Origin of the sequence: Bacillus sp. FJAT-53060 (genome assembly GCF_037104745.1) — a bacterium.
GTDB lineage: Bacteria > Bacillota > Bacilli > Bacillales > Bacillaceae > Bacillus > Bacillus stratosphericus_B.
Genome location: NZ_JBAWSW010000060.1, coordinates 1 through 11,018, shown reverse-complemented (window position 1 = coordinate 11,018; position 11,018 = coordinate 1). Strand labels below are relative to the sequence as shown.

Annotated in this window: 9 protein-coding genes; 5 read left to right on the top strand and 4 right to left on the bottom strand. The window is 38.6% G+C overall.

The features are described 5' to 3' along the window. The 3 genes from WAX46_RS14885 to WAX46_RS14875 form a co-directional block, all read right to left on the bottom strand. On the bottom strand, positions 1-242 hold a 242-nt coding region (locus WAX46_RS14885), incomplete at its 3' end, for an IS3 family transposase (RefSeq protein WP_336494262.1). A 36-nt stretch (positions 243-278) separates the two neighbouring features. After that, entirely contained in the window at positions 279-512 is a 234-nt protein-coding gene (locus WAX46_RS14880; protein ID WP_336494261.1) for a transposase, read from the bottom strand. Positions 513-761: 249 nt separating this feature from the next. Next, positions 762-1,607 (bottom strand): TetR/AcrR family transcriptional regulator, encoded by an 846-nt coding sequence (locus WAX46_RS14875; RefSeq protein ID WP_226568658.1) that lies wholly within the window; start codon positions 1,605-1,607, stop codon positions 762-764. Positions 1,608-1,738: 131 nt separating this feature from the next. Here WAX46_RS14875 and WAX46_RS14870 point away from each other — a divergent pair, with 131 nt between their 5' ends. Beyond that, positions 1,739-4,933, top strand: a complete 3,195-nt coding sequence (locus WAX46_RS14870; RefSeq protein ID WP_226568659.1) for an efflux RND transporter permease subunit — start codon at positions 1,739-1,741, stop codon at positions 4,931-4,933. Between the two features lie 13 nt (positions 4,934-4,946). Here the strand turns inward: WAX46_RS14870 and WAX46_RS14865 are convergent, their stop codons facing one another. Then, the gene (locus WAX46_RS14865; RefSeq protein WP_336494260.1) at positions 4,947-5,915 is read right to left on the bottom strand and encodes a nucleoside hydrolase; all 969 of its coding nucleotides are present in this window, start codon (positions 5,913-5,915) and stop codon (positions 4,947-4,949) included. Positions 5,916-6,097: 182 nt separating this feature from the next. Between WAX46_RS14865 and WAX46_RS14860 the strand changes: the two genes are divergently transcribed. From WAX46_RS14860 to WAX46_RS14845, 4 genes are all read left to right on the top strand, one after another. After that, entirely contained in the window at positions 6,098-7,006 is a 909-nt protein-coding gene (locus tag WAX46_RS14860; protein WP_336494259.1) for a diacylglycerol kinase, read from the top strand. A gap of 61 nt (positions 7,007-7,067) precedes the next feature. Further along, positions 7,068-8,444, top strand: coding sequence for a 23S rRNA (uracil(1939)-C(5))-methyltransferase RlmD (rlmD, locus tag WAX46_RS14855; protein WP_336494258.1), 1,377 nt, complete (start codon positions 7,068-7,070; stop codon positions 8,442-8,444). An 819-nt stretch (positions 8,445-9,263) separates the two neighbouring features. Further along, the gene (locus tag WAX46_RS14850; protein WP_442895680.1) at positions 9,264-10,025 is read left to right on the top strand and encodes a methyltransferase domain-containing protein; all 762 of its coding nucleotides are present in this window, start codon (positions 9,264-9,266) and stop codon (positions 10,023-10,025) included. An 804-nt stretch (positions 10,026-10,829) separates the two neighbouring features. Further along, positions 10,830-11,018 (top strand): transposase (locus WAX46_RS14845; RefSeq protein WP_336493791.1); only part of this gene is annotated, 189 nt, incomplete at its 3' end.

The following is an 11,018-nucleotide window of genomic DNA, read 5'->3' as shown; positions in this document are numbered from 1 at the left end:
TGTTTACGCTTTTTTACTTTCACACGACACTGTAAACCGTAGGTTTGCATAATACGTTGTACCGTCTTATGATTCATTTTCATTTCTTTTTGTAGTAGAGCTGTGATTTTACGATAACCGTACGTATCTTGATGTGATTTACAGAGTGATGAAATCAACTGGACTAGTTTCTGCTGCTTTGGATTCGGCTGATGATCTTGTTTTTTCCAACGATAAAATGTTGATCTTGCAAGTTCAAACATCTGACATTTGTTGTTTGAGATAACGATTTTCTGTTTTCAACTTTTCGTTCTCATCTTGATATTCAGGTCCTTTCCCATATGAATATTGTTTCCCGACTGGTTGATGAAACCGATGGTATCAACATCACGATACCATTTCATCCATGTTTTCACTTGGGTACTATTCTTAATTCCTAGCTTGTCCATGATTTCTTTTGTTGGAATCCCTATTAACTTCATTCGAACGGCCTCTTCTTTTACGCTAATCGGATAACTTACTCTTTTTTTCATACAAAAACACCTCCAAATTGTTTTCAGGTATGCTATACCCGATTTTCAACTTAAAGGTGTTTTTATTTGTCTCATATTATGGGGTCAGTCCCCTCTAAGGGGCGGTTTTTTTGTAATGGGAATGGCACGGTCATAGATTCAGATCACCACCGTATATCATATCGGAGATTCATTCCTTATAATGGAGCCTAAGCGAAAGAGCATTCGAAGGGAATCTAGGTGAACTAAAATGAAAATCAACACGTACTGTCATTGAAGAAACAATTTCAATTGATCTGCTACTCTTAGGACGGCAGGCTCTTCACACATCTCTAAATTTGTCAGCATCCCTTGAATGACAGGCTTACGAGGCTCGTCTTTTGTCAGTTCTTCTTCAATCACTTCAATGGATACAAGGGTATCATCACAAAGCATATAATCAAGCTTTAACAGTCGGATCTCTTCTTGAAGGGAAGCGGCATTCGGCGCTTCATCTTCCCAAATGGTTTGCTTAAGAATCGGCTTCGTATTAGAACGAAGAATCCCATTAACCAAATCATCAAATCGATCGAGAATAAAGGAAGAGAGCTCATCACATGATAATTGCATCTGATCTTGTAAAAGCAGTACCTGCACATACGATTGGATGATTCCTTGAATCATGACTGACAGGTCAGTTATATATGGTTCGATTTTTTGTCCATACGTGGTCAAGATGGAAATTTGGATTGCATCATTCATTTGCTTTTTCACAGTTTTAGAATACTTTTTAATCTGCTTATTTTTCGGGATAACATTCTCGCTGAGGATCAAAATGATAAAATCTTTATTCTCCGCAAAATGCTGGAACTGTTCAGCGATTTGTTTCTGAAAAATCTCTCTAGGTGCCAAATGTTGATTTTCTTTTCGAATCTTATCAATGCTTTGCATAGAAGTGTCGATATAATATTCGAACGCTCGGTTGAAAAGTTGTTCTTTTGATTTGAAATGCAAATAAAATGCGCCTTTCGATATTTCGCATTCATCTGCAATTTCCTGAATGGTCGTAGAAGAAAAACCCTTTTTAGCAAACAACTGAATGCTTGCTTTAATGATTTTTTCTTTTTTTTCGTTCATGAAATAAGGCCCCTTCAGCTTTAGAATGTTACGTCAAACGCAAGTGAAATGGTTGACGGCATTGTATATCACCGTTTATTATGATATAGAATGACCAGTCAGTCAATACATAAAGGAAAATGGAGGACATAATGAATTCGATCATCAATTTTGTACTAAAGAATAAGTTCGCTGTATGGCTCATGACGATTATCGTAACAGTTGCTGGTCTATATGCCGGATTGAATATGAAACAAGAATCAATCCCGAATATTAACACGCCAATCATTACGGTTTCTACAATGTATCCTGGCGCAACACCGGATGAAGTATCAGATAAGGTGACCGATCCAATCGAGAAGTCTATTCAAAACCTTAATGGGGTCAATGTGGTCAAATCCAATTCTTTCGAGAACGCTTCATCGATTCAAGTCGAATACGATTACAACAAAGACATGGATGAAGCAAAGAAGGAAGTTGAAGATGCCATTAGCAATATCAATTTTCCTGAAAATGCAGAAAAACCAAAAATCGCACGCTTTAGTATCAATGCGATTCCAATCTTAGCACTCAGTGTCTCTGGAGACAAAGAATCATTAGAAGACCTCACAAAAAAAGTCGAAGATGTCCTTGTTCCTTCACTTGAAGGATTAGATGGCGTATCTTCTGTAGAAGCTTCAGGGCAGCAAATCAAAGAAGTAGAATTTTCTTTTAAACAAAAGAAATTGAAAGAATACGGTTTAGATGAAGAAACAGTCCAAAACATGATCAAAGCCTCTGATGTGAATGTACCATTAGGTTTGTACACATTCGGGAACAAGCAAAAATCAGTGGTAGTGGACGGTAATATTTTAAGCGTTAAAGATTTGAAAAATATGCGAATTCCTATCACACCAAGTACAAGCGGCAGTACGGGAAGCGCTGGAGCTGGAGCATCTTCTAGCGGCCCAGGAAATGCAGGTGCTGAGCAGCAGGCTGGAAGTCTAAGTCAGCAGCAAGCAGGTGGAAGTTCTGCAAGTCAATCTGTAGAATTGCCGACAATCAAGCTTTCTGACATTGCGGATATTAAAGTCGTCAAGGATGCAGAATCAATTTCTAGAACAAATGGGAAAGACAGTATCGGTCTGCAAATTGTGAAAGGCTCTGATGCCAACACAGTGAGTGTGGCAGAAGAAGTCACAAAAGAGCTTGAGAAGTTCAAGAAAGATAACAAAGGAATCAAAGTAAGTACCACATATGATCAAGCAGAACCGATTAAAGAGTCTGTCAGCACAATGCTAAATAAGGCGATCATCGGGGCGATCTTTGCGATCATTATTATTCTATTGTTCCTTAGAGATATCAAATCAACATTAATCTCGGTTATTTCAATTCCGTTATCTCTGTTGATCGCTGTTTTAATCTTAAATCAGCTGGATATCACATTGAATATCATGACACTTGGTGCGATGACCGTGGCCATCGGCCGTGTTGTCGATGACTCCATTGTGGTCATAGAAAACATCTATCGACGAATGGCATTAAAGAATGAACCATTAAAAGGCAAAGCACTCGTCAGAGAAGCCACAAAAGAAATGTTTATCCCTATCATGTCTTCGACGATTGTCACAATTGCGGTGTTCTTACCGTTAGCACTTGTAGGTGGAATGATTGGTGAACTGTTCATCCCATTTGCATTAACCATTGTGTTTGCTTTACTTGCTTCACTGCTTGTAGCCATTACGATTGTTCCAATGATGGCACACAGTCTGTTTAAAAAGAACCTGTATGGAAAAGCGAAAAAGGTAAAAGAACATAAACCAAGCAAGCTGGCCATCGGTTATAGACGTGTACTCAATTGGACACTCAACCATAAATGGATTACATCAGGAATTGCAATTCTTATGTTAGTTGGAAGCTTATTCTTAGCCCCACTTGTCGGTGTCAGCTTCTTACCACAGGAATCAGAAAAAACGGCGATGGTGACATACACACCTGAACCTGGACAAACGAGAGAACAAGCAATAGATGAAACGAAAAAAGCAGAAGAATACTTAATGAAACGTGACCATGTCAACACGGTTCAATATTCACTAGGTTCTTCAAATGCCTTAACAGCAAGTGTAGGCGGGAACTCGAACGGTGCACTATTCTTCGTACAATTTGATGATGATACACCGAATTTTGATAAAGAAAAAGATCGAGTGGTCAAAGCACTGCAAGACAAAGCGTCTAAAGGGGAATGGAAATCACAAGACTTCTCATCTGCTGGTGCAAGCAATACAGTGACGTACTATGTGTACGGTGACAAAGCAAGTGATATTGAAGGCACAGTAAAAGATGTCGAAACCATTTTAAAAGATGAGAAAAACCTAAAAAACGTCAGCACAAGTTTATCTGAGAAATACGATGAATATACGTTTAATGCAGATCAAGAAAAGCTGGCGAAGCTAGGGCTAACAGCTTCACAAATCGCACAGGCGATTGCTCCTCAAAATAGTGAAACAACATTGACGAAAGTAACAGAGGACGGCAAAGAACTTGATGTGAAGCTTCAAACGGAAAAAAATGAATATAAGAGCAAAAAAGATCTAGAGAATAAAAAAATCACAACACCAACAGGTCAAGAAGTTCGAATTGGTGATGTTGTTGATGTGAAAAATGGCACGACAGCAAATACTGTGACCAAACGTGATGGGAAAATCTACGCAGAAGTGTCTGGTGATATGACAACAGACGACGTAACAAGTGTGACGAAAAATGTTCAGAAGAAAGTCGATGAGCTTGATCTGAAATCTGGCGTAACGATTGACACAGGCGGCGTGAGTGCGGATATTCAAGAATCCTTTACGCAGCTAGGCCTTGCGATGCTTGCAGCGATTGCTATTGTGTATCTCGTTCTTGTCATCACATTTGGCGGAGGTCTGGCACCATTTGCGATTCTCTTCTCACTGCCGTTTACGATTATTGGCGCACTCGTTGGGTTGTTTGTAGCGAAAGAAACCATCAGCTTAAACGCCATGATTGGGTTGCTTATGCTGATCGGAATTGTTGTGACAAATGCCATTGTCTTGATTGACCGAGTGATTCATAAAGAACAAGAAGGGCTATCAACAAGAGAAGCTTTACTTGAAGCAGGAACAACAAGATTACGTCCAATCTTAATGACTGCACTTGCAACGATTGGTGCACTACTGCCACTTGCATTAGGCTTTGAAGGTGGAAGCCAGATCGTATCAAAAGGACTTGGTGTCACTGTAATTGGTGGATTAACAAGTTCGACACTTCTCACATTGGTGATCGTGCCAATTGTGTATGAAATCTTAAGTAAAATTAGACGTAAGAAGAAGTACGTAGAGGAAGAGTAAGAGGAAGCCCCGCTCATTGGCGGGGTTTTTTATTTGAAATCTGACAAACAGCTCTTCTCATAAGCTCTTCAAATGCTTGGAAAAATGCATCCCGATCGACATGGTCGATCACTTGAATTGATTTTCCATCTGGATGCTCTTCGGTGCGTCCTTGCTTTGGTGATTCGGTGTAAACGATCGCACTCATTTCCTTTAAATGAGTAAATGAGGAGGAAGCAAGAGTAATCGTTGTGAGCACATCCCATAAGTAATAAGTTGAGTTGGTCTCGTGATGAATGAGCGGCGGACAAAAGGCATAGCACTGTCCAATAAAATCAATTCCGATGTGAGAACGGAGGGAGGCCCAGCGCTGGCGCACATCAAGTGTAAGAGGGACTTGATTCGTGCTTTCAAGTGCGACCATTTCAATGGGAAAACGCTCCTGAAAGACCGTGCTGACAGCATAAGGATCCCAAAACGCATTCCACTCTGCTGTTCCATCATGCTCGGGTTCTTCGACATTGCCTTTTTCAAGGAATGTGCCGCCCATCCACACTAGTTTCTCAATTTTATTTGAGATGGAGGGATCTTCTTCTAAGGCGCGTGCAAGGTCTGTGAGCGGACCTGTAAAGAGCAGGGTGACAGGTTCTGTTGACTTTTTAACTGTTTCAATCAGATGTAGATGTGAAGGAAGCTTGGATACTTTCGTATCAACAGCGCCTTTTTCATTTAAAATCGGAAGTGCATCGACATAAAAGGCATGCATGCGCCATTCCTTTGGAAATGGATTGACACCTCTAGAATTGGAAGCAGCGACTTCAATCTCATAAGGACTAAATCGATCAATGATTTTTTGAGACGCACTCAGTGCAGGCTCTAAATAACAATCAGCAGGAATCACAGACATTCCAATGATTTTTAGATGCTCCATTTGAAGAAGCAGAAATAAGGAGACGAGGTCATCAACACCGCCGTCATGGTTGAAATAGATAGGCTTTTTCATCGCATACCATCCTTTTCAGCGTTTTCTTTTATCTTATCAGAATGATTTCTTGCTTAGGGAGATGCGCCATGAGATTTCAAATATTAGGTGGGTGTTCTGTTGCCATTTTCAAAACTCATAGTATAATTAAAGGTTGTTAGTGGTGAAAATAGATTGCATAATGAATATAGGATGATGATGAAATGAAACGTGCTCGAATTATATACAATCCGACATCTGGGCGTGAACTCTTCAAGAAGAATTTACCGCAGGTTTTGCAAAAATTTGAACAAGCTGGCTATGAAACATCTTGTCATGCGACGACATGTGCAGGAGATGCGACACAAGCAGCAGAAAAAGCCGCACAGAGAGAATTTGATTTAATTGTAGCAGCAGGTGGAGACGGTACGATCAATGAAGTCGTCAATGGACTAGCGCCGCTTGAAAAAAGACCAAAATTAGGAATCATTCCAGTTGGAACGACAAATGACTTCGCAAGAGCACTTGGCATTCCAAGAGAAGATATTTTAAAAGCGACAGATGCCATTATTGATGGTGTAGCGAAGCCGCTTGATATCGGTAAAGTCAATGGACATTATTTTATTAATATTGCTGGCGGCGGCCGGTTAACAGAGCTGACTTATGAGGTGCCTAGTAAGCTGAAGACAATGCTTGGACAGCTTGCTTATTATTTGAAAGGCATGGAGATGCTTCCTTCCATCCGCCCGACAGAAGTCGAAATTGAATATGACGGCAAATTGTTTCATGGAGAAATCATGCTGTTTCTTGTTTCACTAACAAACTCAGTAGGTGGCTTTGAAAAGCTAGCACCAGATTCCATTTTAGATGATGGAATGTTTGACTTGATTATTTTAAAGAAGGTCAATCTGGCAGAAGCCATTCGAGTGGTCAGCCTTGCTCTTCGAGGCGAGCATATTCATGATAACAATGTCATCTACGCAAAAGCGAATCGCGTCAAAGTAGATGTAAAAGATAAAATGCAATTGAATTTAGATGGCGAATACGGCGGCATGCTGCCAGGTGAATTTGAAAACCTGTATCGTCATATTGAATTTATTGTGCCAAAAGCAACAGCTGAAAAAATAGGGTGAAGACTGAACTTGGTTCCTGATGGCGACCAAGTTTTTCTTTGCAAATGAGGTGATAAAATTGGTGAAAAAGAAACCGCCTGTTCAAAAAAATGAATACTACAATGTAACCTTCGAAGACTTAACGCACGAAGGTGCAGGAGTAGCGAAAATCGAGGGTTTCCCTGTGTTTGTACCGAATGCCCTTCCAGATGAACAAGGGAAAATCAAAGTCACACGTGTGAAAAAAGGATTTGCTTTTGGACGACTCATGGAGCTGACAAAGGAAAGTCAGCACAGGCAAGATGCGCCATGTCCCATTTACAAGCAGTGCGGCGGCTGCCAAATTCAGCATATGAGCTATGAAGGCCAGTTGCAATTTAAACAGAAACAAGTAAAGGACGTATTGGAGCGAATCGGCAAGCTTGATATGAGCCGTGTAAAAGTTCATCCTGTACTCGGCATGGAAGACCCTTGGAATTACCGAAACAAAGCACAAGTTCCAGTTGGTGAACGGGAAGGCGGATTTGTTGCAGGGTTTTATCAGCAGCGTACCCATGAAATCATCGATATGGAAAAATGTTTGATTCAGCAATCAGAAAATGACGAAGTGGTACAGGCAGTAAAAGACATATGCAATGCGTTTGGCATTAAAGCATATAACGAAGAGCGGCATAAAGGCTGGCTTCGTCATGTAATGGTTCGCTACGGTATCGCAACAGGTGAAATGATGGTTGTTTTTGTCACAAGAACAGCTGATTTTCCGGATAAGCAGCAGGTGATTGAGCAAATTATAGCACGCTTTGCACACGTTCGGTCAATTGTGCAAAATGTGAATTCAAAGAAAACAAATGTCATTTTCGGAGACGAAACGACCGTTTTATGGGGAGAAGAATACATTTATGACACCATTGGCGACATCAAATTCGCCATTTCAGCTCGCTCGTTTTATCAAGTGAACCCTGCCCAAACAAAGGTGCTTTATGACAAAGCCCTTGAATATGCAGAGCTGCAAGGCGAAGAAACCGTCATGGATGCTTACTGCGGAATCGGTACGATATCCTTATTTCTTGCACAAAAAGCAGGCAAAGTATATGGCGTGGAAATTGTGCCAGAAGCGATTGAAGATGCAAAACGAAACGCTGCCTTAAACGGGATTAACAATGTCGAATTCGCTGTCGGCGAAGCAGAAACCGTCATACCGAATTGGTACAAAGAAGGCATCAAAGCAGACACCCTAGTCGTCGATCCACCAAGAAAGGGCTGTGACGAAGCGTTGCTTGACACAATGTTAAAAATGAAACCAAACCGTGTCGTTTACGTATCCTGTAACCCCGGGACGCTTGCTCGTGATTTACGTATTCTTGAAGATGGTGGATATGTGACAGAGGAAGTACAGCCTGTGGATATGTTTCCGCATACAAGTCATGTGGAGTGCGTGGTGTCTTTATCCCTTAAATAATAAGGGTTTAAGTGCCGCCGAATCCTATTTGACCACATTTTGACCACTTAACCTTCAGATTTCATTTAATCACTGAATTTTTTCGCTGTTCTAGCTTTAATTTTTGGTGTTACGTGGGCGTAAATATCACCAGTCATTTTAATAGTTTCATATACTCATCTTTCCTATAATTCTTTCACTTTCACACACATTATAGGAACAGGTAATTAAAAAATATCAAAAGGATTTAGAAGGGAAACAAAAATGTATAAATGTTACACTCCTTAGGTTTTTTGCTTTTGTACGTCAAAATAAATAACTTATTAGATAGTCGGAGACAAAGAACGTATCTATTTTTCGTGGAATTATAAAGGTAACTGCTTATTTGTTTATAGAGGTTTAAACTAGATAAATTGGAATTTTGTCTCAGAAAGTTATTTGATATAAAAGTGGGTACAATTTTAAGTATTTATAAAAGTAAAATATTTTTAGGAACTTTCCTTTCTGTAGGTGGGGTACAAAGGTATTTAAAGAAATTACTTAAAGATTAAAAATGGGATACTCTTTCTAAGGATGACTATTTTTTTACTAGGCACTGGGTACCATAAAGGAATAGTAATTAGGAGCAGCTCTTATTTAATTGGCTATTTATTGAGGTAAAGTAGGATGCTTTTTGTTGAAGTAATTGGTAAATATGTTATAGTAAAGTAAATCAATTTTCTATAGGGAGTTATTAAATATGAGACTGAAAGAACATGAAACATAACAACTTTATACGTTCGTAAGAGGCCCACCAAATATTTTAATCATTAAAACTGCAAAATTATTATTGGAGGGATTATTATGAATGAAAAACAATTTTTTTCATTTATAAAACAAGCAGATGAACCTTTTGTTGGATGGGATTTCTCATTTATATCTGAAACTGGAAGAATGAAAAGTGAGTTGCTTTCATGGTCATATTTTAGTATAGCTACTTCTCTTGTTCAAAGTGCAAAATCAATGCTAGATATGGGAACAGGTGGTGGAGAGTTTTTATCAAAATTAAGACCTTTTCCAACATCAGTTTATGCTACAGAAGGTTACATTCCTAATGTACCTATCGCAGAAGAACGATTAACACCTTTAGGAGTTAAGGTCGTTCAAATTGATAATGATGAAATTCTTCCGTTTGATACTGGAAAATTTGACCTTATCATAAATCAACATGAGTCATTTTCATCTAAAGAGGTGAGAAGAATTATCTCGAAAGAAGGTATTTTTCTAACTCAACAAGTCGGTGGACTCGATTGCATAGAGATTAATGAAAATCTAAGGGTACCAATAAATGAGGAATTTATTGATTGGAACTTAAAACGAGCTTTAAAAGAAATACAGGAGAATAATTTTGAGGTTTTGAAAAGTGCTGAAGAGTTCCCTATTCAAAGATTTTATGATATTGGAGCATTGGTCTATTATCTTAAAGCAATTCCTTGGCAAGTGCCAGGTTTTGAAATAAGTAAATTCAAGGATGAATTATACACCATTCATAAAACCATTGAACAAAAGGGTTATTTTGACGTAAAACAACACCGATTTATTATTTTAGCTAAAGCAATTTAGTTGGAAATGGAGCCTTCTATATATTTGAAGGCTCCATCCTAATTCTGAACTAATGCCACTCCTGTATGCACTGTCAATTCCTCGCATGTGGAGTGTGTGGCGTTGCTACAAAGAGAAACTATATAGAAATCCTTAGTTTTAAACACTTTCACAAACATTTCGTGTTGTGGAGAAGGTGAAAAAACTAGAAATAAAGTAATGAAAAACTACATTACCGTTTCAGTAGTAATTGATCTGGGGTGTGGGAACAAAAACATTGTAAGGCGCTCAAATAAAATGAACGTCAGTATGAATTGATTTTAGAGAAAGATAGAGACTAGATGATTGTAGAATAAAAAAGGTTTATTTATCTAAAAACCCTACCTGTTCTCATTGAAGAACAAGTAGTATGTTTAATAATACTACATCGATAACACATTTAGTTTTTGATATATACTGTTTAGCCAACTTCTGTTGAAAACGACTTTCAACAATCGAAAAAAATATTGTACCTATTAGAAACAAATCAATGTATGCCGAAAATATTATAATAAAGTGGGATATAAAGACAATTCTGTTTTTTTATGAAAAGATTCTTTATTTCAAGAGGGGAGACTGTCTTTATGAAATTTAAGTCAGTAGCAACCGTATTAATTATTATAAGTGTGTTAGGTGCTTTTAGTTATGTTTCGTCAAACGAGACTCATAATGAAGCCCAACGAGGACATACATCAAGTATCGGTTATTTTGCTTAAACAAAAAAATCCCCCCAATGAAGTGCACCCCAAATATTAGACACAGTCTAACATTTGGAGGTGCTTTTCTTTGGCTAAATTTACAATTGAAGATAAAATCAAAGCGGTAAAACGATACCTCATTGACCGTGGGAGCTTGCTTAGAATTGCAAAACAGATTGGCGTGAACAAAAGTATACTTCAATATTGGGTCAGAAAGTATCAATATCATGGCGAAAAAGCTTTTTCAAAGTCATATACAAATTATCCAGTCCGATAT

Bases quoted from the DNA above. Each gene is read 5' to 3' on its own strand.
- WAX46_RS14880 (WP_336494261.1), bottom strand. From the start codon at position 512: ATGAAAAAAAGAGTAAGTTATCCGATTAGCGTAAAAGAAGAGGCCGTT.
- WAX46_RS14875 (WP_226568658.1), bottom strand. From the start codon at position 1,607: ATGAACGAAAAAAAAGAAAAAATCATTAAAGCAAGCATTCAGTTGTTT.
- WAX46_RS14870 (WP_226568659.1), top strand. From the start codon at position 1,739: ATGAATTCGATCATCAATTTTGTACTAAAGAATAAGTTCGCTGTATGG.
- WAX46_RS14860 (WP_336494259.1), top strand. From the start codon at position 6,098: ATGAAACGTGCTCGAATTATATACAATCCGACATCTGGGCGTGAACTC.
- WAX46_RS14865 (WP_336494260.1), bottom strand. From the start codon at position 5,915: ATGAAAAAGCCTATCTATTTCAACCATGACGGCGGTGTTGATGACCTC.